The sequence below is a fragment of the Arthrobacter sp. CJ23 genome (genome assembly GCF_024741795.1).
Lineage (GTDB): Bacteria > Actinomycetota > Actinomycetes > Actinomycetales > Micrococcaceae > Arthrobacter.
In genome coordinates this window covers 4,318,785-4,343,771 of the sequence record NZ_CP102950.1, presented here as the reverse complement: position 1 = coordinate 4,343,771, position 24,987 = coordinate 4,318,785, and the positions used below count along the sequence as shown (strand labels likewise).

At 68.0% G+C, this 24,987-nt stretch carries 28 protein-coding genes; 14 read left to right on the top strand and 14 right to left on the bottom strand.

From position 1 onward, the window contains the following. Positions 1–27 precede the first annotated feature (27 nt). The gene (rraA, locus tag NVV90_RS19635) at positions 28–501 is read right to left on the bottom strand and encodes a ribonuclease E activity regulator RraA (protein WP_258438907.1); all 474 of its coding nucleotides are present in this window, start codon (positions 499–501) and stop codon (positions 28–30) included. Positions 502–653: 152 nt separating this feature from the next. Between rraA and NVV90_RS19630 the strand changes: the two genes are divergently transcribed. From NVV90_RS19630 to NVV90_RS19620, 3 genes are all read left to right on the top strand, one after another. Then, entirely contained in the window at positions 654–1,961 is a 1,308-nt protein-coding gene (locus NVV90_RS19630; protein ID WP_258438906.1) for an MFS transporter, read from the top strand. 129 nt (positions 1,962–2,090) lie between these two features. Next, a complete protein-coding gene (locus NVV90_RS19625) occupies positions 2,091–2,696 on the top strand; it encodes a TetR/AcrR family transcriptional regulator (protein ID WP_258438905.1) in 606 nt (201 codons plus the stop codon). A gap of 282 nt (positions 2,697–2,978) precedes the next feature. Then, positions 2,979–4,172, top strand: coding sequence for an NADP-dependent malic enzyme (locus NVV90_RS19620; protein ID WP_258438904.1), 1,194 nt, complete (start codon positions 2,979–2,981; stop codon positions 4,170–4,172). Between the two features lie 179 nt (positions 4,173–4,351). Here the strand turns inward: NVV90_RS19620 and NVV90_RS19615 are convergent, their stop codons facing one another. The 4 genes from NVV90_RS19615 to NVV90_RS19600 are packed head-to-tail and all read right to left on the bottom strand — an operon-like array spanning position 4,352 to position 8,272. After that, positions 4,352–5,194, bottom strand: a complete 843-nt coding sequence (locus tag NVV90_RS19615) for a ribokinase (protein WP_258438903.1) — start codon at positions 5,192–5,194, stop codon at positions 4,352–4,354. Between the two features lie 47 nt (positions 5,195–5,241). After that, entirely contained in the window at positions 5,242–5,757 is a 516-nt protein-coding gene (locus NVV90_RS19610; protein WP_258438902.1) for a nucleoside deaminase, read from the bottom strand. After that, entirely contained in the window at positions 5,754–6,779 is a 1,026-nt protein-coding gene (locus tag NVV90_RS19605; RefSeq protein WP_258438901.1) for a nucleoside hydrolase, read from the bottom strand. Before NVV90_RS19605 ends, NVV90_RS19610 begins: the two co-directional genes overlap by 4 nt. A gap of 29 nt (positions 6,780–6,808) precedes the next feature. Then, positions 6,809–8,272, bottom strand: a complete 1,464-nt coding sequence (locus tag NVV90_RS19600; RefSeq protein ID WP_258438900.1) for an MFS transporter — start codon at positions 8,270–8,272, stop codon at positions 6,809–6,811. Positions 8,273–8,424: 152 nt separating this feature from the next. On the opposite strand from NVV90_RS19600, the gene NVV90_RS19595 reads away from it, so the two are divergent. From NVV90_RS19595 to NVV90_RS19585, 3 genes are all read left to right on the top strand, one after another. Beyond that, entirely contained in the window at positions 8,425–9,210 is a 786-nt protein-coding gene (locus tag NVV90_RS19595; protein WP_258438899.1) for a GntR family transcriptional regulator, read from the top strand. A 262-nt stretch (positions 9,211–9,472) separates the two neighbouring features. Beyond that, positions 9,473–10,792 carry a sensor histidine kinase gene (locus NVV90_RS19590; RefSeq protein ID WP_258438898.1) on the top strand — a complete coding sequence of 440 codons (1,320 nt, stop codon included), beginning with the start codon at positions 9,473–9,475 and terminating at the stop codon, positions 10,790–10,792. Further along, positions 10,764–11,465: a response regulator gene (locus NVV90_RS19585; protein WP_396125325.1), complete on the top strand. Its 702-nt coding sequence runs from the start codon at positions 10,764–10,766 to the stop codon at positions 11,463–11,465. Before NVV90_RS19590 ends, NVV90_RS19585 begins: the two co-directional genes overlap by 29 nt. Before the next feature lie 107 nt (positions 11,466–11,572). On the opposite strand, the gene NVV90_RS19580 is transcribed toward NVV90_RS19585, so the two are convergent. Then, positions 11,573–12,043: a DUF4383 domain-containing protein gene (locus tag NVV90_RS19580; RefSeq protein WP_258438896.1), complete on the bottom strand. Its 471-nt coding sequence runs from the start codon at positions 12,041–12,043 to the stop codon at positions 11,573–11,575. A gap of 158 nt (positions 12,044–12,201) precedes the next feature. Here NVV90_RS19580 and NVV90_RS19575 point away from each other — a divergent pair, with 158 nt between their 5' ends. The 3 genes from NVV90_RS19575 (at position 12,202) to NVV90_RS19565 (ending at position 14,180) form a co-directional block, all read left to right on the top strand. Further along, the gene (locus NVV90_RS19575; RefSeq protein WP_258438895.1) at positions 12,202–13,173 is read left to right on the top strand and encodes a hypothetical protein; all 972 of its coding nucleotides are present in this window, start codon (positions 12,202–12,204) and stop codon (positions 13,171–13,173) included. A gap of 219 nt (positions 13,174–13,392) precedes the next feature. Next, a complete protein-coding gene (locus NVV90_RS19570; protein ID WP_258441244.1) occupies positions 13,393–13,713 on the top strand; it encodes a helix-turn-helix transcriptional regulator in 321 nt (106 codons plus the stop codon). Further along, positions 13,710–14,180 (top strand): SRPBCC family protein, encoded by a 471-nt coding sequence (locus NVV90_RS19565; protein ID WP_258438894.1) that lies wholly within the window; start codon positions 13,710–13,712, stop codon positions 14,178–14,180. The genes NVV90_RS19570 and NVV90_RS19565 overlap by 4 nt, the downstream gene beginning before the upstream one ends. Before the next feature lie 57 nt (positions 14,181–14,237). Here NVV90_RS19565 and NVV90_RS19560 read toward each other — a convergent pair whose 3' ends face one another. Both NVV90_RS19560 and NVV90_RS19555 read right to left on the bottom strand, forming a co-directional pair. After that, entirely contained in the window at positions 14,238–14,597 is a 360-nt protein-coding gene (locus NVV90_RS19560) for a VOC family protein (RefSeq protein WP_258438893.1), read from the bottom strand. Between the two features lie 42 nt (positions 14,598–14,639). Next, the gene (locus NVV90_RS19555; protein ID WP_258438892.1) at positions 14,640–15,302 is read right to left on the bottom strand and encodes a LysE family translocator; all 663 of its coding nucleotides are present in this window, start codon (positions 15,300–15,302) and stop codon (positions 14,640–14,642) included. A 103-nt stretch (positions 15,303–15,405) separates the two neighbouring features. On the opposite strand from NVV90_RS19555, the gene NVV90_RS19550 reads away from it, so the two are divergent. After that, positions 15,406–15,861 (top strand): Lrp/AsnC family transcriptional regulator, encoded by a 456-nt coding sequence (locus tag NVV90_RS19550; protein ID WP_258438891.1) that lies wholly within the window; start codon positions 15,406–15,408, stop codon positions 15,859–15,861. A 25-nt stretch (positions 15,862–15,886) separates the two neighbouring features. Here NVV90_RS19550 and NVV90_RS19545 read toward each other — a convergent pair whose 3' ends face one another. The 3 genes from NVV90_RS19545 to NVV90_RS19535 form a co-directional block, all read right to left on the bottom strand. Continuing rightward, on the bottom strand, positions 15,887–16,540 hold the full coding sequence (locus NVV90_RS19545; protein ID WP_258438890.1) for a hypothetical protein: 654 nt from the start codon (positions 16,538–16,540) through the stop codon (positions 15,887–15,889). Next, the gene (locus NVV90_RS19540) at positions 16,537–18,063 is read right to left on the bottom strand and encodes a WXG100 family type VII secretion target (RefSeq protein WP_396125324.1); all 1,527 of its coding nucleotides are present in this window, start codon (positions 18,061–18,063) and stop codon (positions 16,537–16,539) included. The genes NVV90_RS19545 and NVV90_RS19540 overlap by 4 nt, the downstream gene beginning before the upstream one ends. Before the next feature lie 108 nt (positions 18,064–18,171). Further along, complete coding sequence (locus NVV90_RS19535; RefSeq protein ID WP_258441242.1) at positions 18,172–18,630, bottom strand: Lrp/AsnC family transcriptional regulator; 459 nt, start codon at positions 18,628–18,630, stop codon at positions 18,172–18,174. A gap of 351 nt (positions 18,631–18,981) precedes the next feature. Between NVV90_RS19535 and gluQRS the strand changes: the two genes are divergently transcribed. Genes gluQRS through NVV90_RS19520 form a run of 3 tightly spaced genes read left to right on the top strand, consistent with a single transcriptional unit; the run spans position 18,982 to position 21,611 of the window. After that, the gene (gene gluQRS, locus NVV90_RS19530) at positions 18,982–19,902 is read left to right on the top strand and encodes a tRNA glutamyl-Q(34) synthetase GluQRS (RefSeq protein WP_258438889.1); all 921 of its coding nucleotides are present in this window, start codon (positions 18,982–18,984) and stop codon (positions 19,900–19,902) included. Positions 19,903–19,938: 36 nt separating this feature from the next. Then, complete coding sequence (locus NVV90_RS19525; protein WP_258438888.1) at positions 19,939–21,066, top strand: serine hydrolase domain-containing protein; 1,128 nt, start codon at positions 19,939–19,941, stop codon at positions 21,064–21,066. A gap of 8 nt (positions 21,067–21,074) precedes the next feature. After that, the gene (locus tag NVV90_RS19520; RefSeq protein ID WP_258438887.1) at positions 21,075–21,611 is read left to right on the top strand and encodes an HD domain-containing protein; all 537 of its coding nucleotides are present in this window, start codon (positions 21,075–21,077) and stop codon (positions 21,609–21,611) included. A 3-nt stretch (positions 21,612–21,614) separates the two neighbouring features. On the opposite strand, the gene NVV90_RS19515 is transcribed toward NVV90_RS19520, so the two are convergent. Next, entirely contained in the window at positions 21,615–22,268 is a 654-nt protein-coding gene (locus NVV90_RS19515; protein ID WP_258438886.1) for a GntR family transcriptional regulator, read from the bottom strand. A gap of 191 nt (positions 22,269–22,459) precedes the next feature. Between NVV90_RS19515 and NVV90_RS19510 the strand changes: the two genes are divergently transcribed. Further along, complete coding sequence (locus tag NVV90_RS19510; protein WP_258438885.1) at positions 22,460–23,470, top strand: 1-aminocyclopropane-1-carboxylate deaminase; 1,011 nt, start codon at positions 22,460–22,462, stop codon at positions 23,468–23,470. Here the strand turns inward: NVV90_RS19510 and NVV90_RS19505 are convergent. Continuing rightward, complete coding sequence (locus NVV90_RS19505; protein WP_258438884.1) at positions 23,467–24,660, bottom strand: type II toxin-antitoxin system HipA family toxin; 1,194 nt, start codon at positions 24,658–24,660, stop codon at positions 23,467–23,469. The two genes, NVV90_RS19510 and NVV90_RS19505, sit on opposite strands and share 4 nt — an antisense overlap. After that, a complete protein-coding gene (locus NVV90_RS19500; RefSeq protein WP_258438883.1) occupies positions 24,657–24,890 on the bottom strand; it encodes a helix-turn-helix transcriptional regulator in 234 nt (77 codons plus the stop codon). Before NVV90_RS19500 ends, NVV90_RS19505 begins: the two co-directional genes overlap by 4 nt. Positions 24,891–24,987 lie beyond the last annotated feature (97 nt).

The window sequence follows — 24,987 nt, the reverse complement described above, 5'->3', positions numbered from 1 at the left end:
TCCCCGGCCCCGCCAAATGGCCGGCTGTCAGCGCTCCACAAGGACGCCGTCGGGATCGCAGTAGATCAGGACGCCGGGCTGGATCCGGACGCCGTCGATCACCAGCTGCACATCCACCTCGCCCACGCCGGTCTTGGCGCTCTTCTTGGGGTTGCTGCCCAGGGCCTTGACGCCCAGCGGCAGTGTGGCGATGGCCTCGCGGTCGCGGATGGCGCCGTTGATCACCACGCCGGCCCAGCCGTTCGCCACGGCGCTCTCGGCGATCATGTCCCCCATGAGGGCCGTGCGCAGCGACCCCTGGCCGTCCACCACCAGCACGGCGCCCTCGCCGGGGGTGCCCAGGACCGCCTTCACCAGGGCGTTGTCCTCGAAGCACCTCACCGTGCGGACGGGGCCGTTGAAGTGGCTGTTCCCGCCCAGGTTCTGGAACTGGATGGCGATCGATTCGACTTCTTCACCGCGCTCGTCGTAGAGGTCGGCGGTGTTGATCTGCGTGCTCAAAATGGTTCTCCTCACTCGGATAAGGCCACCCTAAACCCTGCGGCCGGGAGGCGTCGTGTCACGGGGTCATCTGTGACAAGGAATCGCGGCTCCGTTGCCGGCCTGCCGCGCTATTCTGGCTGCAGACGCATCGATCCAAAGGGGAAAGCGCCATGGCACTATCCGAACCGTCCGGTCCGGTACCGGAGCCTTCCGGGCTCCCGAAATCCCCGACGACGACGGCGCTCGCCGAACCGGTGGACCGTGTCCGCCCGCTGTGGATCACCGGAATCGTGCTCATCAACCTGGGCATCAACGCCGCCTTCTTCGGGCCCATCCAGGTGCTGCTGGGCCAGCAGGCCGCGCACTTCGACGAAGGAAGCAAGGAAGCCATCCTTGCCCTGGTGACGGGCTGCGGCGCCGCAGTGTCGCTCGTGGCCAATCCCTTGTTCGGCGCCTTCAGCGACCGGACCACCTCCCGCTTCGGCCGCCGCGTTCCATGGGTGGTGTTCGGTGCCGTCCTGGGTGCGGTGGCCCTCGTGGCGCTGGCCGGCGCACCCAACGTTGCCGTCATGACCCTCCTATGGTGCCTGGTCCAGGCCGGCTGCAACGGGGCCTATGCCGCCACCACGGCGGCCATACCGGACCGGGTTCCGGTGCTGCAGCGCGGAACCGTGGGCGGCCTGGCCGCCATGGGGCAGACCGTGGGCATCCTGCTCGGTGCGGTGATCGCCGCGGCCGTGGCGGGAAACTTTGCCGCCGGCTACCTGGTCTGCGCGGCGGCACTCCTTGCCGGCGTCGTGCTCTACTTCTTCAAGAACGACGACCAGCCCCTTCCCGCGCAGGAACGCCCGCCGTTCAGCCTGGCCGCGTTCCTCAAGGGCTTCTGGGTGTCTCCGAAGCTGTATCCGGACTTCGGCTGGGCCTGGCTGACGCGGCTGCTGGTCAACATCGGCAACCACATGGTCACCCTGTACCTGCTGTTCTTCCTCAGCGATGCCGTCCACCTCAAGGAGACCGAGGGCATCGAACCCGCGTTCGGCGTCCTGATCCTGACGGGAATCTATGCGGTGATGGTGATCATCACCAGCGTCCTGGGCGGATCGTTGAGCGACCGCATGGGCAAACGGAAGCCGCTGGTGATCGCGTCCTCCGTGATCATCGCCGCGGCCTCGCTCATCCTGGGGTTCGCGCCCACCTGGGCGGGCGCACTGGTGGGCGCCACGGTGCTGGGCATCGGCTTCGGCGCTTACCTGGCCGTGGACTTCGCGCTGATCACCCAGGTCCTGCCGACGGCCCTGGACCGCGGCCGGGACCTGGGCGTCATCAACGTGGCCAACTCCCTGCCGCAGGTGATCGCGCCGCTCATTGCCTTCCCGTTCGTCACGTACTGGGGCGGCTACGTCTCGCTGTATGTGGCTGCGGCGGTGATCGGGCTGCTGGGCGCGGTGTTCGTGGTGAAGATCAAGAGCGTGGCGTAGGGCGGGTTCGGAGGCCTTTCAGGGAACTGACATTTTGCTGCCGTATCATTGTCACGGTCGGCTGGCTGCGTGGTCATGGGGAACCCGGCAGGCCGCTTCCCTGCAAGCCCTCCCAAGAGATCGCCGGAAATGTCCGAATCGTATTCCCTGGAACCGTATTCCCTGGATCTGGCCGCTGGGTTGCCGCACATGGCCGCGGCCCCCACCACCCCGCGCCAGCAGCTGCGCTACGCCCGGATCCTGAAGACCGCGGCAGGGTTTGCGCAGCGCCGCTTCGACACGCTCAGCCTGTCAGACGTCGCCGCGAAGGCCGATGTCCCGCTCGGCACCCTTTACCGCTACTTCCCCTCCCCAACCCACCTCATGCTGGCCGTCTACCGGCAGCAACTGCGCGAGCTCCGGGACGGCGCCAGGCCGGGTCCTGCTCGCGGCCGCCAGCATGTGCTGAGCAGCCTCGTCATGGAGATCTTCCACCTGCGCGTCATGCAGCCGGGCGTGGAGTACTGCCTGATCCGCCCCTCCACCAGCAAGGACGGGGACACCGCGGCGCTGCTGCGGGAAATTGATGGTCTTGCGGAAGAGGTGGTCACGGCCGCAACGGACGACGCCGGGAAGGCCCGGATCCTGCTGCATCTGGTCAGTGGTCTGGTCCAGTCCGTCCGCTGCCGCCGGTTGTCGCTGTTCGAGGCCGAAAAGGATCTCAAGCAGGCCTGCGGCCTGCTCGCCGGCCCCTGAACTTCTCCGTAACCGGTCTAGACCACCCGGGTCAAAAGTCGGCTTTTTTGGCCCTTTTAAATAAGATTTAAATGAGGATAAACGTTTAACTCTCGAATCGTCTTGCTTTGTATGGAATCAGTCTGTGTGCTGCGGCTGCCTACGATGGCGAAACCGAAGCGGCTAGCAGCCCATTCCCGCAGGCGATCCACCGAACCGGCCAGCCACCCTTGGCCATCGGCGGATTCCTGTTCTTGCCGTATTGATGCCGTGGGTCCACGGCTAGCCTGAGGAGACAAAGACGTGTCCATTGAGACAACCCCCGCCGAAACCGAATCCGCCCTTGTCCTGAGCGACGAGGAAATCTTCGACGCCCACGTGGGCGGCAAGCTGACGATTTCCAGCACCGTTCCGCTGAACAACAAGCGCGACCTCTCCATTGCGTATACCCCGGGCGTTGCCCAGGTCAGCCGCGCCATCCACGCGAACCCCGGGCTCGCCCGCACCCACACCTGGGCCGAGCGCCTGGTGGTGGTCGTCAGTGACGGCACCGCCGTCCTGGGCCTGGGCGACATCGGCCCCAGCGCCTCCCTGCCCGTCATGGAGGGCAAGTCCGCCCTGTTCAAGGCCTTCGGCGATCTGGACTCCATCCCGTTGGTGCTCAACACCACCAACGTGGACGAAATCATCGAGACCCTGGTCCGCCTGCGCCCCAGCTTCGGCGCCGTGAACCTGGAAGACATCTCGGCCCCGCGCTGCTTCGAACTCGAAGAGCGCCTCATCGAAGCCCTCGACTGCCCGGTCATGCACGACGACCAGCACGGCACCGCCGTCGTGGTCCTCGCGGCCCTGACGAACGCCGCCAAGGTGACCCAGCGCGAGCTTGAAGGCCTGAAGGTGGTCGTTTCCGGCGCCGGAGCAGCCGGCATCGCCGTCGCCGAGATCCTGCTGACCGCCGGCGTCAAGGACGTCGTCCTGCTCGACTCCAAGGGCGCCATCAACGCCGGTCGTGCCGACATCGCCGCCGATCCCGCCAGCAAGAAGGCCCAGATGGCCCAGCGCAGCAACCCGCGCAACATCTCCGGCGGCCCGGGCGAAGCGCTCCTCGGCGCCGACGTGTTCGTGGGCGTCTCCTCCTCCAAGCTGGCCGAGGACCACCTGAAGCTCATGAACCAGGACGCCATCGTGTTCGCGCTGTCCAACCCGGACCCGGAAGTCCTGCCCGAGGTTGCCCAGAAGTACGCAGCCGTTGTCGCCACCGGCCGCAGCGACTTCCCGAACCAGATCAACAACGTCCTGGCGTTCCCGGGCATCTTCCGCGGCGCCCTCGACGCCGGCGCGCGCCGCATCACCCCGGCCATGAAGCTCGCCGCAGCCCGGGCCATCGCCGCGCTGGCCGAGGAAGACCTCGCTGCCGACTACATCGTGCCCAGCCCGCTGGACGCACGCGTGGCCCCGGCCGTGACCGCGGCTGTTGCCGCCGCCGCGGCCGAGTAGCCAGCGCATAAGCCGACGACGGCGACGCCTCCCGTGCTGGGGAGCGTCGCCGTCGTTCTGTGTTTAACAGCAACGCGGGGTCACTTGCGGCCCATCCGGAGGGCGTTAATGGGCCGTAAGTGACCTCGCGTTGCTTCCACCTAGCGCCCAGCTTGCTCCTCCTGCTGGACCACTGCTCGTCAGAGTCCGCCGCTGTAGCTTTCCAGGCGCCCGAACTCCGGCTGGGACAGTTCACTCGCCACGGCGTCCGCCCCCACCGCACAGGCCGTGGCAAGGCTGCTTTGCTCATCCAGCCCCGAGGCCAGGGCCAGGACCAGCGCTGCGCAGAAGGCGTCGCCGGCACCAACGCTGTTGACCACTCGGGCCTTCCGTGCGGGGGCATGGGCCGTCTTGACTCCGTGCGCGAACATGGAGGCCCCGCCGGCGCCGTAGGTCACCGCGACCCGCTTGGCGTTCCCGAGTTGGGGGATCAGTCCGTACTCGCTCTCGTTCACGATCACCAGATCGCACCGTTCCAGAAGCTCCGCGGGAAGTTCCTGGGCGGGCGCGGCATTGAGGGCGAAGAAGCCTGTAGTGCGGCGCGCGGCTTCCAGGACGATCCCGACGTCGATCTCCAGTTGGGCGAGCACAGTGCCGCCATCGGAGAAGTCCGCGCCCTCCAGGTCCACGTGCGCGTTGGCGCCCGGGCAGACGGCAATCTGGTTCTCGCCCTCGCTGTCGATCACGATCAGGGCCGTTCCGCTCGGACCGGGCACCTGCCGGACAGCATCCGTGTTCACCCCGGCCATGGCCAGGGCCTGGGTGAGGCTCCGGCCGTCCGTGTCGTCTCCTACTGCGCCCACCATGCGGGCGGCGCCGGCCAGCCGGGCTGCCGCTGCCGCCTGGTTGCCTCCCTTGCCGCCGGGCTGGCGGGTGAGAGTGCCTCCGCCGATGGTTTCCCCCGGCGAGGGAAGCCGGTGGACGCGCGATGTGAGGTCGACGTTGAGGCTGCCGAGCACGGTGAGTGTGGGCGATGCGGGCATGCCAGGTCCTTCGCTTGCTGCGGGTTCAGGGTGCCCGCCCGTTGCTCTCACAGCCAGAATCCCGCGTGGACCTCGGCGGCCTCGGGCAGGGCTGCGGGACCCGCCACGGCGACGGGTCGGCCGCCACGGGCGAACACCTCGCGGCAGGGAAGGTCCATGGTGGGCACGCCGGACTGTTCGGTGACGATCGCCGCGAGGTCCTGTTCGGGCAGCGCGTAGACTACGCGGCCGATGCCTGCCCAGTAGATGGCACCCGTGCACATGGCGCACGGTTCGGTGCTCGTGTAGAGCGTGCTCCCGGCCAAGGCCTCGGCATCCAGCTGCTTCGCGCTCAGGCGGACCAGGTTGGTTTCTGCGTGCCCGGTGGGGTCGTGCTCGGTGTTGACGGTGTTCATGGCTTCAACCACCGTCCCGTCCGCGGCCAGCAAGAGGGCTCCGAAGGGGTGGTCGCCGCGCTCGCGCGCCAGCCACGCCAGGGCGATGGCCCGCTGAAGCTGCTCAATGTCGGCCGAGGTGACCTCGGCCCCGGCGCCGCTGGGCAAGGCTGCATCAAATGCGGTCACGAGTGGATCCTTTCGTTCAGGGCGGCGCCGTGGGGCGCTGCTTCGCCCCGCAGGGGCAAGGTCAGGATGCGTTCCAGCAAGTGTGCCGCCGCGTCGTCCCTGACGGAGAGCACCACGCGGGACGCCCGCTCGGGTGCGGTGCGCTCGCCGGGTGCGGCGCCGCCGTCGATCCTCACACAATGGGTCTTCCCGCGGCCAGGGCCGTCGCTGGTGTCCACCGAGATCTCCACGAACGGCGCGTCGTCGGGCTCCAGGCCGCCGACGGCGACGGCTGCTGCCAGGGGGTCGTGCAGGGCGGCGCAGGCCTCGCCGAAGATGGAGCGGTAGAAGCCGAAGTACTGGACCAGCATGTCGGCCAAGGCGTCGGATACCGGGTGGCCTGCCTCGGCCAAGGCCGTGCGGTGGCTTTCGTCGAAACGGTGGTTCATGGTCACGTCAAGCGGTACCAGGGTCACGGGCCAGCCAGCCGTCATCACGGCGGCGGCGGCCTCGGGGTCGTTGATGATGTTGGCCTCGGCGGCCGGGCTGACGTTGCCCGGCACAAAGGCCGCCCCGCCCATGACCGTGACGTCGCGGACCAGCCGGGGCAGCTCCGGATCCAGTTCCAGGGCCAGTGCCAGGTTCGTCAGGGGGCCGACGGCGATGACCCGCAGCGTGCCGGGGTGTTCGTGGGCGAGGCGGACCAGCATCTCCGCTGCGCTTTCAGCCTCTGGGCCGCAGTCCGATGCGGGCAAGATGGTGCCGCCGATTCCGTTGTGGCCGTGCACGTGCGGTGCGCCGCCGTCGAACTGGCCGCGCAGGGGATCGTGGGCGCCCACGGCGACCGGGATCCCGGAGCGCCCCGCGGCGCGGAGCAGGTCCAGGGTGTTCGTTGCGCCGGCGCGTGCGCTGACGTTGCCGCTCACGGTTCCGATGCCCGCCAGGTTCACTTCCTGGCTGGACAGCAGGTAGGCGATCGCCAGGGAATCGTCGATGCCGGTGTCGCAGTCCAGGTAGAACGGCTGGGGTTCTGTGGTGTTCATGGTGCTCCTTGTGATGTTGGTGAGGGTTCTTAGTGGCTTGCGACGGCGGCGCGGCCCGGCGCAGCGGCTTCGCTGCTTCCGTGTCCGGCGGCGCCGGGTGCCGGGCGAAGGATCAGCGAGGCGCCGAACGAGGCCAGGGCAAGGCCGGCGGAGATCCAGAGGGCCGTCTGATAGCCGGCGATGGTGCCGGTGGCGACGGCGGGGGCCACCATGGCGATGCCGATGCTGGCGCCGATGCCGAAGCATGCCCCGTTCAGTCCGGGAACGGAGCCAGGCGCGGACTTTGGAGAATTCAGCACGGCGATGCCGCTGACCGTGCTTTGGAACTGGCCAAGGTACAGCACGCCCATGACGATCAGCAGCGCGAACACCATCCAGCGGTCTGCGGCAAAGATGGCGACGGCCACCGCGGCTACAACGATCAGGCCGCTGCTGATGCGCAGGGCCGTGAACCAGCCGATGCGCTGCGCAAACCAGCCGGAGAAGACGGCCGCGATGACGCCGACGAAAGCCGTCGGGGTGAGGTACAGGAGTGCGGACATGGAGGCGGAGAGTCCGTAGCCGGCCTTGGCGTCCTGGCTGAGCAGGATCACCGTGAAGTTCAGGGCGGAGAAGATGCCGGCTAGCGTCAGCACGGTGCTGGCCAGGACGGGCCATACCTGGCGTGACCGCAGTTGCCCGATGGCGATCAGCGGGTGGCTTGTCCGCTTCTCCACGGCCACGAACGCGAGGCCGGCCGCCACGGTTCCGGCGAGATAGCCGAGCGTCCAGGCATCTGCCCAGCCGGCGGCGGACGCCTGTCCGATCAGGTTGCTGAGGAGCACCAGGAACGTGCCCAGCGCGGCGGCGCCCCACCAGTCCATGCGGCCTTCACGGGCGCGGGCGGAGCCTTTGGGGACGACGACGGCGACGCACACGAGTGCCGCCACTCCCATTGCGAGGACCACGACGAAGAGGAACTGCCAGCCGACGGTGTCCGTGATGAAGCCGCCGAGGAAGCCGTCCAGGCCGCCGATGCCGCCGTTGACGGCCGAGATGATGCCGACGGAAATGCCGAACAGCCGCTTGCTGAAGCGTTCGGACAACAGCAGGAAGGAGATGGTGAAGGTGGCACTGGTGGCGCTTTGCAGGACCCTGCCGATGAGCAGCACCGTCAGGTTCGGGGCCAGCAGGCACAGGACCGTGCCGCCCAGCATGAGGGCAAGGACGATCAGCAGGGTGCGGCGGCGGCCCAGGAAGTCACTCCACCGGGAGAAGGCCATGCCCAGGACGGCACTCGTCAGGAAGAACAAGGACTGGACCTTGGCCACGTTCTCCGTGGACTCCTGGAAATGTGCCGCGATGGCTGGAAGCGCGGCCGAGAACAGGCTGGCGTTGAGCTGGAAGGACAGGATGGAAATGATGAGCGTTGCGATCAGGGCGGCCACGCGGGGCGCCTTGCGGCGGGGAAGGGCTGCTGGGGTGGGGACTACAGGGCTGAGCTGGTGTGTCACGGGCAAACTCCCTCAGGGGAACGGGTGCGGGGGGCGGCTCGATGCAGGTGTGGCGCAGAGCACAAGAAGGCTTATCTGTGGATCATACATGCTTGTTATACAAGCTGGGAATACCCATGACGTAAACTTCAAACATCGATGAAGGGACCCTCTTGGACATCAGCGCTGAAGCCGTTCTCTCTGAACCCCTGGACACCTCGGCCAACATTCCGCTGCGCGTGGCCGTCTATTCGCGCATCATGAACGCGATCCGTGGCGGCCACTTCCCGGTCTCATCGATCCTGCCCTCCGAATCGGACCTGGGTTCTGCCATGAAGGTCAGCCGGACGGTGGTCCGCGAGGCGCTCATGCTTCTGGAGGAGGACGGCTATGTCCGCTCGCGCCGGGGCATCGGGCGGTTCGTTGCCACGCGCCTGCCAAGGGTGGGCCTTGAACGGATCCGGCCCATGGAGGAGATCCTGGCCGAAGCCGGCACCGACGTGCAGGTGAGCCGCACAACCCATGTCCTGCACCCGTCGTCGTCCGTGTTCACCGCCGAGCCGCTGGGGATCCGGGAGGAAGACCCCTCCTGGTTCTTCGAGAGCATCATCAGGCGCGACGGCGCCCCCATCGCGCTGGTCCAGGAGCATGTGGCGAGCAAGAGCAGGCTCATGGACAGCGCGCCGGAGGCGGCCCAGGCCATCACGGAGGACATCCGCAAGGAGTCCACGCTCCTGGCAAATCTGATCGCGGCGGTGGGTCCTTCCTTCGGCCCCGGCGAGACCGACATTGCAGCCGGCACGCCTGGTGTGGCACGCGGAGAGCTGCTCGACCTCGACGCCAAAAGCCCGGTGCTCATCCTGACCCAGACCGTGGAGCACTCCGGCCGCATCTGCTACCTGGCCAAGACCATCGTCAATACGGGCACTGTCCAGATCAGCATCATCCAGGGGGCCTGACCTTCCCCGCCGGGATCGCAGCTAACGGCAGTGCCGGGGCGTCCGGACTGCCGTGATCTGCCATCTCGCGTAGCCCCAGGGATGAATCCGCTGGCTCCCGGGTGGAGATCGGGCGCCGGCGGGCGGAATCGGCCCTGTTGTGTCGGTGCCCGTGGATAGGGTGGCTGACATGGAACAGACACTGAAACTTGTACGGTAATGGGGCGCCCCTGCGGCGGCCGTCGTTTTCTTCGTGCTGTGGTGTGTCGCCGAGGCAGGGCGCATGGGGCCGGGGCTGCCGTACTGGAGCGGCACCTGGCCCCTGGTTCTCATGACCTTGGCCATTGCCGCGTCTGCATGGAAGCCCTACATTTCGCTGGGCCTGACGGCTGTGCTTCTGGGTGCCCAGCTGCTCTACGTGATACCTCCCATGTACTCGAACCATTGGGCGATCTACCTCGGATCATTCATCGCGCTGGCCTTCATCTTGTGGACGGCCGGCAACCGGACGCGACTCATTGCCTCCGGCGCGAACCTGGTCTTTGCCGCCTTCATGACTTTCATGATGATCTCGTGGAGATACGCCTACGGTGTCGGCTGGTTCCTGCCGCTTTACGCGGGAGACCGCTTGGCCCTCCAGCACTACGGCTGGCAACTGTTCGCCACCCTCCTGCTCATCGCCGCGGGCTGCGCATCCGTCGGCATCGCCTTGTGGTTCTACGAGGAACGCGGGAGCCTTTCCCTGGCGCGCAACCTTGCCCAGGCAAGCCTCAGGGAAACCGAGATCGAGCTCGTGGTCGAACAGGAACGCACCCGCATCGCCCGCGATCTCCACGACGTCCTGGCCCACTCGCTCGCCGTCATCGCCGCCCAGGCAGACGGCACCCGCTATCTCAGCCAGGACCAGCCCAAGGCCGTGCTCGACGCCCTCGAAAACATCGCGGCGTCCGCACGCCATGCCCTGGTGGACGCGCAGCGCGTCATCGAGGGAGTGCGCGACGACGGACTGGTCGCCCCGCAGCCCCGGCTCACCGACGTCGGGCCGCTCATTGAGCGGATGCGCCAGGGCAGCCTCAAGGTCCAGCACAGCGAGAGCGGCACGCCGGTGGAACTCGGGGCGGGGCAGCAGCTGGCGGTCTTCCGGATCGTGCAGGAATGCCTCACGAACGCCCTCAAGCACGGCGGCCGGGGCACCGCGGTACGGCTGCATCTGGACTGGAGCGGCCCGGGCCTGACCCTGCACGTGGCCTCCGAGCTGCCGTCGTCCGCTTCAATTGGGGGATCGGACGACGGCGGTGCGGCGGAACGCGTGGGGCGCGGCATCCCGGGCATGCGCGAACGCGCGCACCTGGCCGGCGGCTGGCTCACCTCGGGCCCCGACGGCGAGCAGTTCCGTGTCACGGTGTTCATTCCCTACGGTTCGCATGCGGCATCGCGATCGGCGGAGGAAGCCGCGGAACAGGAAGCCGCGGAGAAGGGGGCAGGCCCGGCGGGCAACGTGGCTGAGGGCACCGCACTCACCGAAGCGGCACCAACGGCGCCTGCGCTCACTGCCGCGGCGCCGCCGTCGGGCCATGAACTGGAAGGTGCCGGGCGTGGCTGAAGCCGCAGCGCCCATCACGGTTGCGCTGGTGGATGACCAGCCGCTGTTCCGGGCCGGCATACGGATGTTGGTGCAGAGCCAGGCGGACATGGCCCTGGCCTGGGAAGCCGACGACGGCGGGCAGGCGGTGGCGCTGGCAGCCCAGGACCGCCCCGACGTCATGCTGATGGACCTGCGCATGCCGGTGATGGACGGCGTCACGGCCACCCGGCAGATCGCCGAGGAAGCGGACGCGGCTGGGGTGGACAAGCCCCGGATCATCGCCTTGACCACGTTCAACCGGGACCAGGCCGTGGTGGAAGCCGTCCAGGCCGGTGCCAGCGGGTACCTGCTCAAGAGCGCCGAGCCGGAGTTCCTGCTGGCCGCGATCCGCACCGTCTACTCGGGCTACTCGGTGATTGCCCCCGGCTCCGTGCACGAGCTCTTCCAGCATGCGGCCAGGACGGTTCCGGTGGCCGGGCCGGACCTGTCGGTGCTCGAGGCTCTCTCGCCTCGCGAACGGGACATCTTCCTTCTGGCGGCCAAGGGCCTGGGCAACGGCGAGATGGCGGAAAGCCTGTTCGTGTCCGAGGCCACGGTCAAGACCCACCTGCGCAGCGTGCTCACCAAGCTTGGTGTCCGCACCCGGCTGCAGCTGGTGGCTTTCGCCTACGAGCACCGGCTGCTGGGCTAGGAGGCAAGCCAAGGCCAGGCCCCAGCACACGGGCCCCGGCACACGGCGCGGCGGCCGTCCCCGCGAAGGGGGCGTCCGCCGTCGTCGTCTTCCCTGACAAGGGGGCGCTACATTTTCCGCCCCTTCGCCTCCTCCATGGCATCCCGTCCGAGCCAGAGGCCCACGCCGATCATGGCGACGCCCAGGACCAGGTGCAGCCAGTTGTCCGCGGTGTTGAACGGGACGAAGTTCGCCATCGTGCCCATGTCGATGACGAGGCCGTAGATCCACAGGACCAGGTACACGGCGCCGCCGCCGATCAGGAACAGGCGGGCCATCCTGCCGGTCCTGGCCATTGCCAGGCCTGCAACGCCGAACAGGAGGTGGACGATGTTGTGGAGCACGGAGACTTGGAAGACTCCAAGCAGCATGGCGCCGGACTCATGTCCCGCAAACGTCATGGCACCGTAGTTGGTGGTGATTCCCGGAATGAACCCCAGGACGCCAACCGCCAGAAATACCCAGCCCACGATCATCGTGACGTTATGAAGCGTCAACCCCATCATGTGATGCTGGGCCGGATGCGAAGCGGTGGTCATATGTCCTCCTTTTCACGCTGGACGCCGGCTCTTCTGCTGGAGAACCGGCCTGGCGGCAAGGAGTCGCAAGGAACCCTTGCCGACGAGCACATTTTACTCCTGAAACGTGCCTGATAGCAGGGGAAGGGCACCCCGGCGCCGGGGGCTAGCATGGGGGCATGAATGATGGCCTGGGCGGCGGCGCGGCGGTGCCGGTCTACCACGACACCCGCGACCTGACGCCGTTCCGCGAGGGGCACGTCCGCACTCCCGTGCGGGGGCTCGCCGACGGCGTCGGAGGCGTGATCAGCGGTGTGCTCGGCGGGCGCGACCCGGGCAGGATCGGCGTCGAGGGTGAGGTTCCGCGGCTCAAGCGGCTCGCGGGGCAGCCCGCCAAGGCAATGCACAGCGCCGTCTTCACCAGTACCGCACCGGACCGCCTCATCACGCTGGCCCGCGCGTATCCGGGCTGGTCGGGGCTCTGCCACGTCATGGCCGGCCTCCTCGTGTACAAGCACGGCGGGTACCTGCGCGCCTCCGAGCTGCTGCGCCGCGGCCTGACCACCAGGATCGACGACGCCGCGAGCCAGTTCTCGTCCAGCTACCTTGGGCAGGTGGTCACCCGGGTGGAGGTCGCCGAACGGATCGAGGTTCCGGTGCTTTTCAGCGAGGAATCGGTGTTCCTGGCGCTCGCGCACAGCCTGCGGGAGCTGGGCCAGGCGGAAGCCGCGCTGGACTCCGTCGCCGGGCTGCCGCCGTCGTTGCCCGCCGCCCTGGCACGCTGCACCGCGGCCGCCTCGCTGGGCCGGCATGCCGACGTGGTCGCCTGGACCGGGGGCCTGCTCAACGCGGACGACCTCGCCGCCGCGCTGCTGCTCATCCGGGCGCGCTCGCTGCGTGCGCTGGGGTACTACGACGACGCGCAGGCCGCGCTCCGGGAGGTCCTGCGGCGGCGCAAGACCAGCCTGGCCCTGCGCAACGACGCCGTCACGGACCGCGCCCTCCTGGCCGTGGACATGGGCCGCCGCACGCTCACCCCGCGCTCGCGGCGCCAGGAACCGGCGGCGCTCGAGACCCTCGAGGTGATCCGCAAGGACGCCGCGATGCGCCGGCTGTGGGAACAGGACTGGAAGCAGCTGGGCGGCGACTGACGCCTGCCTGCCAGCCAGCCGGCCCCACCCTCCCTTCCGGACGCTCTCTCACCTTTGAGGATCCTTTGGCGGACGCTCTCTCGGATCCGCGTTCGAAAACCCCTTGCACGGGCAGGCGCAGGGGCGTATTCTCGTAATCAACCAATAGGTTGATCAAGAAGCTAGTTGATTACGAAACCAGGCAGGACCGTGGACCAGGACACTCTCGACAAAGCCTTCATGGCGCTGGCCGACCCGGTGCGCCGGGCCATCGTGGCCAGGCTGTCGCGGGGCGATGCCACGGTCAACGAGCTTGCCGAGCCCTTCGCCATCACCAAGCAGGCCGTCTCCAAGCACATCCAGGTCCTCGAACACGCCGGCCTGGTGACCCGCTCACGGGACGCCCAGCGCCGGCCCGTCCACCTGGATGCCGCGGCGCTGGAGGAACTGACGGCCTGGATCGACCAATACCGGCTGATCGCGGAGAGCCGCTTCCGGCGCCTCGATGCCCTCCTGGACACCATCGAAAACATCAAGGAGAAGAAAGAGGAAGAACAATGAGCAATCCAACAACCATCACCTCCGAGCCCGGCGTCCCGTTCGTGGAGACCATCCGCGAATTCGACGCCCCGGTGGACGCCGTCTACCGGGCCCACGTTGAACCAGAGCTCCTCGCCAAGTGGCTGGGTCCGCGCCGGGACACCGTGAGTGGCATCGAGTACGACACCAGGGTGGGCGGCCGCTGGAGTTTCGGCGGCGCCAGCAGCGACGGGTACGAGTTCACCTTCAGCGGGGTCTTCCACGCCGTGGAGCCGCAGAAGCTGCTGATCATGACGTTTGAGTTCTCCGGCGCCCCCGGCCAGGTGGGAATCGGCACCACCACCTTCGAGGATCTCGGCGGCCGCACGCGGATTTCCATCCACGATGTCTACCCCACCGTGGAGGCGCGCGACATGGCCGTGGCCAGCGGCATGGACTCGGGGGTCATTGAGGGCTACGAGCGGCTGGACGAGCTGCTGGCCGGCTGAATCCTCCGAATCGCGCGAGGTGCGAGGTGCGGCGCCGCGCATGCGGCGCCGGCGCGCTCAGCCTTCCGTGGCTGAGCGGACGACGCACCACTCGTTGCCCTCCGGATCCTGGAGCACCTGGAACGTGCCCACAGTGTCCGCGTGGATGGCGCCTACCCGGACCGCTCCGAGGGCCTCGGCCGCTGCAGCGGCACGCGGCACATCGTCCACGTGCACATCAATATGCAGCCGGTTTTTCCCCTGTTTGGCCTCAGGCACTTTCTGGAAGGCCAGGCGCGTCCAGCCCGGAGGGTCGATGTAGGACCACGCGTGGTTCCTGTGCACCGGATGGCCGCCGAGGATGGAGGACCAGAACTCTGCCAGTGCGGCCGGGTTCCCGCAATCCACCACGAGCTCGTCTACATGTCCAATCATCATCCGAGCCTACCGGGGCCCTCAGCACCGCCGTCGATTCAGGCGTCAGGAAACGCCCCAGGGGCGGGAGAACGCCTGGAGGTGCGGGAGGAGCTGTTCCGCCAGCAGCACGGCACCCAGGCCCACCATGATGATGCCGCTGGACAACGTCACCACCCGTGCCGCCGCAGGCCGGGACTGCAGCAGCTTCCGTGAGGCCAGGGCCACCACGGTGTAGACCACGGCCACCAGCAGCACGAACGTCAGCCCCAGGAGGCCCGACTGCACCGGGACCGGCAGCGCCGCCTCGGGGCTGACGAACTGCGGCACCAGCGCCACGAAGAACAGCAGGCCCTTGGGGTTGATGCCGCTGGTGCCCATGCCCTGGAAGAAGGTGCGGAGCTGGTTTGCGGGCTGCCCGACGGCGCCTTCCGCACTGAAGCTCGCGCCCCGCCACGAGCGGATGGTGGCCGCGCCCAGCCAGAGCAGGTAACCCGCGCCGGCCAGGGTGAGCCAGCCGAGCAGCCCCGGTACGCCGGCGAGCAGTGCTGCCAGCCCCGCGGCCATGAGAAGGGTGTGCACCACGTAGCCGCTGCACAGCCCGGCCACGGCGGGCACGAAGCTGCGCTGCCGCAGCCCGGCCGCAATCGAATACGCCCAGTCGACGCCCGGGGTGCAGGCCAGGGCGGCTGCGACAAACATGAAGGCGAGGAATAGCTGCGGATTCAAGGGTGGCTCCCGGGTAGTGGTGACAAGAAAACTCTAGGGAAAAATGCCCCATAAGTGTTCCCTGATTTAGCCCGGAATCCGCTGGTTTGGGTAAGATACTTGCGTGGTTGATGGAATAGACAGAAGTATTTTGCGCTACCTCAAAGAGGACGGCCGGATGACTGCCACGGCGCTGGCCGGCAAGGTGGGTTTGACGGTGGCTCCCTGCCACCGGCGGCTGCGTGATCTCGAGACCTCCGGGGTGATCCGGGGGTACCGCGCAGACATCGATCCCGCCGCCGTCGGGCTCGGGTTCGAAGCGATCGTGTTCGTGACGCTGCGCCAGGTGGACCGCGCCATCCTGGCTGCGTTCGAGGCCCGGGTGGCGGCCATGCTCAATGTGGTGGAGGCGCAGCGCCTTTTTGGCGCGCCGGACTACCTGCTCAAGGTCATTGCCGCGGACCTGCCCGCGTACCAGCGCTTCTACGACGACGAGCTCGCGGCGCTTCCCGGCGTCGAGCGCCTCACCTCAACCCTGGTGATGAAGAACCTGAAGTCGAACACCGGCCCGCCGGTGTAGCTGACGTCGGGCGGCGGCGTTGCAGCTACCCCGCGGGCAGGACGTGGACGATGATGACCTGGGTATCCTTGCCGCCGTCGTACCGGAGGTCATAGTTCACGCGTAGGCCCGTTGAAGTGCCGGGCGTGATGGAGAAGTCACTGGCGAAGCCGGGGTCCCCTTTGGCCGAGGCGATCCAGCGTTCGGCGGAGTCGGCGTCCACTCCGTACCGCCCCACGCCGTCGCGGATCAGCCCAAAAAACTCCTCCGGAGAATCCGCGGTGAGGAAGTACGTGACCTCGCTGAAGTCCGTCCGCTTGTCTGTGGTGTTGAAGCGGATCCGGTCCGTCTCGGCTGTGATCTCTCCGCTAGGGCCAACAATGGTGAGGGTGATCTTTCCGGAGTCCCTCGTGTTGATTTCGGGCCCATAGCTGCCGGCGGTGACCCCGACGTCGGCTTTCCTCAGCGACCCCGAACTCATGTCCAACCGTGCGGTCCTGGATGCGCGGATCTCAACCACGCCGGCGGCGTCAAGGGTGGAGAAGTCGGAGGTGTTCACTGTGCTCCCTTTGGAAGTTGGTGTGGCGGGTGTGGCGGGGGCCGTGGCCTGGCAGCCGGCCAGCGCGAGGCTTCCGGCGAGGGCAGCGACGGCGGCCAGGCGGCGTCCGTGGGCGGCCGCGCTCAACGACGGGGTCCTCACTGGTGCACCTCCGCGTCGAAGCCGTCCAGGAAGCGGTCCATGATGCCCGGGATGTTGTTGGTGGGCCTGTACTGTTCCACACGGTAGTTGAAGTCAGAGCCGATGATTTCCCGGGCGCGTGCAGGGTCCGTGGCCAGGAGGTTCTGGTAGGCGGGCAGGGTGTCCTGCTTGATGAGCGCCCAGCGCTGCTCGGCGTTGGAGATATTGCCGTCCGGGAAGCCCGTGGTGAAGTCGGTGCGGAACTGGGTGGGGTTGTCCCAGTTGGTGAAGGGGACGTTCTCCGGACCGGGGCTTTCCACGCTGAAGGTGTAGGGAAAGACTTCCGGGTAGCTCTTGGCCCCCGGGATGGAGGGTTCGCCGGCCAGGGTCACCAGGTACGTCACGGCCTCCCCGCCGGGGTGGCCGCGCATGGCGTCGTAGTCGTCCGCGATGATCTCGTTCTGTTCCCGGTACAGCAACGCGGTGTTGCCTTCCTTGACCTGGGCGGGGTCGCCGGAATCGATCTGGGCCCAGGATTCTGCGGTTCGCACGTCGATAGCGCCGGAATCGCGCAGGCGGTTGATCTCCTCGATGCCGCCGTTCATGTACGCCTCGTGCTGCCGGGCCTGGTCCAGGAAGATCTCCTTGTTCATGTCCAGCATGCTGGTTTCGTAGAAGCGGATCTCCTCATCCGTCATTCCGGCCAGTTGTTCGATCTGGTCCAGGATGGGCAGCGGGATGTCCGATGCCGGGTTGTCCGCGATCTGCTGAGCCAGATCGCGCATCATGGCCATGTCCTTGAAGCCGCCGGCGAAGGAGGGGCCGATCATGTTGGCCATGCCGGCCCACTGTAGGTCCGGGTTGGACAAGTAGGCCTGGCCGTAGAAGTCGTAGACCTTCTTGATGGTTTCCCAGTTGTGCTCGGTGCCCTTGGACGTGTCCCAGGTTGTTGGATCGATGCCCATGTCCCGCATGGCCTGCTGGTTCCAGTAGTCGCTGAGGAAGTCGGCGTACTCCGGCGAGCTCTTCTCGATCAGGCCCGAGTCCGCGGCCGCGTCCATGGCGGCCTTGGCGGCGTCAGGGTTCTGGAGCGCCCACTGTTTGAACTCCTCGCTGCCCAGGTACTCGCGCCGTTCGTCCGCGGTCATGCCGTTCAGCCTGTCCGTGAGCTCCTGCGCGGCGGCACTGTCGCCTGGACCGCCGGAGCCGGGACTGCCCGAGCCCGCGCCCCCGGAAGCTGCACCACTTCCAGCGGTGCTCGCTGTGTCCTGCTCCTCCGCATTCTTCACGAGGGCATGTGACGCTGCCTGCATGCCGGCCGCGGCGCCTTGGATGGCCCGCAGGTGCGAGCTGTTCCACTCGTGCCGGAAGCGCTCGCCGTCGTTCCCTTGCCAGGGGGCGCCTGCGATGGCACTGCCCAGCATTTGCCGGAGCTGGTCCAGCTTGCCGGCGCCGCCGGCCATGTCCTTGGCCAGCTGCCGCAGCTGTGCCACATCGGCGCCGTAGAAGTTGCCCGCCACTATCCCCCTGGAGTCCCGGTTCATGAGAACCTCCACCCATCCTAGGGCGGGCGCGGAGAACCGGGCATGGGCAGAACTGTCCATGTGGATAACGACGGCGGCCCGGGCGGCCCACCTTGGCGGGCGGGCGGCTCAGCCCTGCAGCAGCCCCGTGGTCCGGTAGGGGATGACCTCGCGCAGGAACATGCTGGTGGAGGTCCGCACGATCCCCGGGCACAGGCGGATCTCCTCGGAGACGCGGTAGAGGTCGTCCGGGCTGGTGGCCACCACGCGGATGATGAGGTCGGTTTCGCCGGCCGGGGCGTGGCATTCCAGCACCTCCGGGATTTCGCGCAGCGCGGCAATGGCCTCGTTGAGGCGGCTCTGGTCCAGCTCCGCGCTGACGGCGGCCGCCACGCCCCGGCCCAGCGCCGAGGGCAGCACCCGGCTGCTGTTCGGCCGCAAAGCCCCCGACGCAGTCATCCGCTCCAGGCGGGACTGGACGGTGCCGCGCGCGAGGTGCAGCTTCGCGGCCAGGACCATGATGGGCACCCTGGGGTCCTCGTCAAGGGCAGCGAGGATGCGACGGTCGGTCGCGTCGAGTTCCTGCAAAGTGACCACTTCCTGTCCAGTGATTCTTTGAGAATTAGTCAGAATGACCACTATTGCTCATCTCTGTTGCACCTACTGTATGTCTCCTGCTCAAATAGTGGCAACGAAGCAGGGCAAGGCTACCGCCGGAACCCTGCAGGCTACAGGCCCCCGGCACACCACCCGGTTTCCTGGACAGGTTTCCCGCAAGGAAGCTGCCGCTGATTGACTCTTGTTCACGCACTGTCATTCCGCACCCGCCCGTTCTCCGGGCCGCCCTCCAAGAGCCCCTGAGCCACCGAACGTTGCGGTAGCTGAGGGGCTCTTGCGTTGCCCGCGGGCAGCCCCGCCGGCGCCGCATAGGCTGGAGCCATGACTTCCGCAGCCCGCTTTAGGTCCGCAGGCCGCTTCGCCCCGAGCCCCTCCGGCGAACTGCACGTCGGCAATCTGCGCACCGCCATGCTGGCCTGGCTATTCGCGAAGTCTTCCGGCCGCGATTTCCTGCTGCGCGTCGAGGACCTGGACCGCGCCCGGGCCGGCGCCGAGGCCGTGCAGCTACGCGACCTGCAGGCCGTCGGCGTCACGTGGGACGCCGCCGTTGTGCGACAGACGGACCGCGCCGCGCTCTACGCGGACGCCATTGACCGGCTCACCGAGGCCGGCCTCACGTACGAATGTTTCTGCACGCGCCGCGAGATCCAGGACGCGCCCTCCGCCCCGCATGCGCCCCAGGGCGCCTACCCCGGGACGTGCCGCCGGCTCTCCGCCGCCGAACTCGAAATCCGCCGGGCCTCCCGCCCCGCCGCGGTCCGGCTGCGGTCCGATGCCAGTGAATGGACAGTGCAGGACACGTTGCACGGAAGCTTCACCGGCGTGGTGGACGACTTCGTGCTCCGGCGCAACGACGGCGTCACCGCCTACAACCTGGCCGTGGTGGTGGACGACGCCGCACAGGGGATCGACCAGGTGGTCCGCGGCGACGACCTCATGCCCTCCACACCGCGCCAGGCGTACCTCGCCTCCCTGCTGGGCCTGCCGGCGCCGGAATACGCCCACGTGCCGTTGGTGGTGAACCACGACGGCGCGCGGCTGGCCAAGCGCGACGGTGCGGTGACGCTCGCGGACCTTGCCGCCGTCGGGCTGTCTGCGGAGGCCGTCCGGGACCTCGTCCTCGCGTCGCTGGGACTGCCCGCCGGGCCGCTCGACAACGCGCTCGCAGTGTTCGACCCGGCCGGGATTCCGCGCGGACCGTGGGTCTGGCAGGGCGCCGGCCGTGTGCGTGGCAGGAGCTGACTTAAGGCACGCCCGGACGCCCAGTAGGCTGTTCCGATGGACGTACAGACGATCGCCCCCGGCTTTGAATCCGTCGCGGATCTGTTCCGCAGCTTCCTGGACGAGGACCCCGAGTACTCGGCCCAGCTGGCCGCCTACCACCGCGGCGTGAAGGTCCTGGACCTCAGCGGCGGCCCGCATACCCGCCCGGACTCCGTCACCGGCGTCTTCTCCTGTTCCAAGGGCATGGCCGGGCTGGTCATGGCGCTCCTGGTGCAGGACGGTGCGCTGGACCTGGACACCGAGGTGGCCAAGTACTGGCCGGAATTCGGAGCCGAGGGCAAGGCCACCATCACCGTGGCGCAGCTGCTCTCGCACCAGGCCGGGCTGCTCGGCGTCGAGGGCGGGCTCACGCTCGAGGAGTACAACCATTCCGAGCTCGCCGCCGCCAAGCTGGCCGCCCTGCGGCCGCTCTGGAAGCCCGGAAGCGCCTTCGGCTACCACGCCCTCACCATCGGCGTCTTCATGGAGGAACTCTGCCGGCGCATCGCCGGCACCACGCTGCAGGACATCTTCGAGCAGCGGATCCGCTCCGTCACCGGCGCCCACTTCTACCTCGGCCTGCCGGAATCCGAGGAACCCCGCTTCGAGCCCATCCGCTGGGCGGCGGACCCCTCCGAGCCCTGGGTGGATCCCAGCAGCCACATGGGCCTCACGGCCAATTCCCACGTCGGGGACATCCTGGACCTGCCCAACGACCGCGAGGTCCGCGCCGCCGGGCTCAGCTCCGCCGCCGGCGTCGCCAGCGCCGAGGGCATGGCCCGCATCTACGCTGCCGCGCTCACCGGGCTGGCCCCCGACGGCGGCCTGACCGCCGTCGGGCCCCTCCTCACCGAGGCGACCATCCAGACCGTCGCGGCCGAGCAGGTGTTCGGGATCGACCGCGTGTTCGGCGAGACCAGCGCCTTCGGCACCGTGTTCATGAAGTCGCACGCGAGGATGCCGTACGGCAGCTACCGGGCGTTCGGGCACGACGGCGCCAGCGCGTCCCTGGGGTTCGCCGACCCGGTGTATGACCTCGGTTTCGGGTACGTGCCGCAGCAGGCCGAACCCGGCGGAAACGGCTGCCGGAACGTCCTCCTGAGCTCGGCCGTGCGGCAGGCGATCACCCTCCTGCCTCAGTAGGATGGAGCATGAGCGAACCCAGATTCACCGTTGAAACAGCCATGGTCCTTGCCGAGGTGGCGCACAACCGCCAGAAGGACAAGCTGAAGCGGCCGTACCGTGAGCACGTGCTGGCGGTAGGGGATGCGCTGGCCGATTTCGACGACGACATCCGGATCGCCGGCTACCTCCACGACATCGCCGAGGACACCCCCATCACCCGGCAGGCCCTGCTGGACATGGGCGTCACCGAGCGCGCCGTGGACATCATCGAACGCGTGACGCGGCGGTTCCACGACGACCCGGACGACTATGCCGCCGGCATCCTCTACGTCGCCGAGGACCACGACGCCACCCTGGTCAAGATCGCTGACAATGCGCACAACTCCCTCCCGGAGCGTGTGCGGGCGCTCGCCGAAAAGTGGCCGGACAAGCCTCCGGTCACGCGCTACGCCGAGGCCCGCGAGGTGCTCTACCCAGCCGTGCCCTACGAGGAAGTCCGGCTGATCCTGGAGCGCATCAACCCGTATCTGCTGCCCGAACTGGACCGCATCGCCCCGGAGTAGCCGTTATTGGGAGGCTGTGAAGCGCAGCGAGAGCCAGTTGTCCCGGCAGGCCCTGGCGGCGCCCTCGGCGTCGCCTGCCCGGGTAAGCCTAATGATCTCCGCATGCTGCGCTACCGAGTCCCTGGCAGCGAAGGACGCGAAGCGCATCCGCTCGACCCGGCGGAGGACGGGCGTGGTTTGTTCCAGGAGTTCCTGTAGGGCAGAATTTCCGCTGCGGGTGACGAACACGGCATGGAAATCGTCGTCCGAGCGGAGGGCGGCCTCCACATCGAGGCGCTCCAAGGCTTGCTCGAAACGGACATTGGCATCGGCCATGCTGCCAATGTCGCCCTCGGTGACTTGGGGGACTGCCAGCCGGGCGGCCAGTTCATGCATGGCCGCCACCACCTGCTGGGTACTCACGGTGGAAGCGGCGTCGTAGGGCGCCACGATGGTTGCCTTTCCGGGCAGCGCGATGACCAGGCCGGCGCGTTCGAGCCGCAGCAGGGCCTCCCGGATCGGCGTCCGGCTGACCCCGAGCCACGTCTCAAGCTCGGTGTCCTTCAACCGCTCGCCGGGCGCGAAGGTGCCGTCAACGATCGCGTCACGGATCGACGCGAACACGTTGTCCCTGAGCAGTGAGCGCTTGTGGACGCCGTGGAGCGACGGAATGGGCATGCAACATATCGTATATCGCGGCCCCGGTGCCGGGCTCCGCAGCGCCCGGCGCCCGCAGCTCCGACGGGGACGTCAGCATGCCCTTGACAGCAACACTCTGCAAGAGTGCAATATATTGCATGTTGGATTTCATCGGATGGCTTTGCCGATGACCCGCCAGCAGCACAGCACCCCGCCAGCGAAGGATTCCCATGGCCATCACAGATTTCGAGCGCTATCCCCTGACCTTCGGCCCGAGCCCCATTCACCCCTTGCCGCGGCTGAGTGCGCACCTTGGCGGCGCCCGGATCTGGGCCAAGCGCGAGGACGTCAACAGCGGCCTTGCCTTCGGCGGGAACAAGACCCGCAAGCTGGAGTACCTGGTGCCGGACGCCATCGCGCAGGGAGCGGACACGCTGGTCTCCATTGGCGGCTACCAGTCCAACCACACGCGGCAGGTGGCGGCCGTGGCGGCGAAGATCGGCGTGAAGGCCCGCCTGGTCCAGGAAAACTGGGTTGACTGGCCGGATCCGCTGTCGGACCGCGTCGGGAACATCCTGCTGTCCCGCATCATGGGCGCGGACGTCCGCCTGGACAGCGCCGGATTCGACATCGGCATCCGCAGCAGCTGGGAACACGCCATCGATGAGGTCAAGGCCGCCGGGGGCACCCCCTATGCCATTCCGGCCGGCGCCTCGGACCACAAACTCGGCGGCCTGGGCTTCGCGAACTGGGCCTACGAGGTGGAGCAGCAGGAACGGGAGCTCGGCGTCTTCTTCGACACCATCATCGTCTGCACCGTGACGGGATCCACGCACGCCGGCATGATCGCCGGATTCGCCGGCCAGGACAAGCCCCGCCGCGTCATCGGCATCGATGCCTCGGCAACCTTGGAGAAGACGCGTGCGCAGGTGGAACGCATCGCCCGGAACACCGCCGAACTGATCGGCCTGGGCCGCGATCTGCGCGACGACGAAATCATCCTCATGGAGGGCTGGGCCGGCGACCTCTACGGGATTCCCGTCGACTCCACCCTCGAGGCCATCCGCCTCGGCGCCTCGCTGGAAGCGATGATCACCGACCCCGTGTATGAGGGCAAGTCCCTGGCCGGGCTCATCGACCTGGTGAAGAGCCGGGACATTCCGGCAAGCAGCAACGTCCTCTACGCTCACCTGGGCGGCCAGCTCGCCCTCAACGCCTACAGCGGGCTCTTCCGCTCCTAGCCCTCCATCAGCCGGCGCCGGTGCTTGAGTTCCTTGACCCAGTCCTTGCTCTGCATCGCGCCGAAAGGCGAGGCGCCGGCGTCGAGGTCCGTGATCAGCGGAGCGCTCGCCTTCAGGGCCGCCTCGAGGGAATGCTCCGCGGCGCGCTCAGTCAGCCCCAGCTTCACGGCCCAGCCAAGGAAGTGCTTGCGCGAGATCCCGTTCTTCTTGCCGCCGATGGCCAGCGCGAGGGTCTTGTCGCCGTAGACCACGGTGGAGGGGATGTCATAGACGGGGGCGATGGTGAACTCGCCGCCGGGCGACTGCACCATGGAGACGTTCTTGGCGTGCAGATCGCCGTTGCCCGTGAGCCAGGCGAAGGCCAGCTGGATGGCCAGGTTCCGCAAGGCCGGCAGCGGCGCGGAACAGTGGCCGGCCAGGGCGGCGCAGACCTGCCCGAACGGCACGCTGTACTTGTCCGCCGGGTACAGGCCCAGCACCTGGGCGCCGTCCTCCACGGCGAGGCGCAAAGCTCCGCCGTCGGCATCGGTGAGGCGGTCGAATCGCTCCACCAGCAGCCCGGCCCGGCCCGCGACGTCGTGCACCAGCTCCACGTTGCTCACCGGGATCCGCAGCCGGCGCGCATAGCGGAACATGAGGAACTCGTTCTCCACCACGAACGGGAACTCGGGGGCGTTGAGCTTGAGGATGAAGCGCTTGCCGGACTGCGCCACAGGCAGTGAAATCATCCCGGCGGACAACTTGTCCTGCACGCCCGCCAGCGCCACCGGGTCGATGAGCCCTGAGTTGCCCAGCAGGGCATCGAAGTCCAGCGGCAGCTTCGGATCGAGTACGACGGCGGCGCCTCCTTCCACAGGCGGCTCGCCGTGCGGGAGGGTCTGGACGTCCCCCACGGCGTCGCCGCCGGCTGCCATGAGGAGGGCGAGTTCGTCGTCGGCGCTGGCTTTGACCGCCCGGCGCAGGGAGTTCAGCCGCCGGCCCTCCGGGAGCAGCCCGGTGAAGTAGGGCGGCACGGCGCCGCTGGGCGTGAAGACGGGAGCGGGGCTGAGGGGGAGCGTGGTGGCGACCGCCGCTCCGCCGGATTCGAGGTACCGGGGCAGGTAGCTGAACTTGGTGCCGCCCTCGTGGCGCTCCAGCCTGGCGGCCAGGGTTCCCTGCTTGTAGACGTCCGCGATCCGGTGGAAGGTCATGGCCGTTGGCTTGCGGGGGCCGCCGTGGCCACGGTGAGCTCCAGGCCCAGGGTGCCCAGGACGGCGAGCAGCTGCTCGAGCTGGATGGTGGTCTTGCCCTGCTCCACGAAGCGCACAAAGCGCTCCGAGACGCCGGCCAGGTCCGCGAGTTCGGACTGGCTCAGGCTCAGCGAGCCGCGGCGGGCACGGACCTCGGCGCCCAGTGCTGCGGAGAAGGTTTCGGGTGTCACTTGAGCCTCAATCCCGCCAAGAGAACCGGCACGAACGTGCCGGTTCTCTCATTTTGCTCTCTCGAACACGAGGAATCAAGAGCTTGACGAGCGAAAC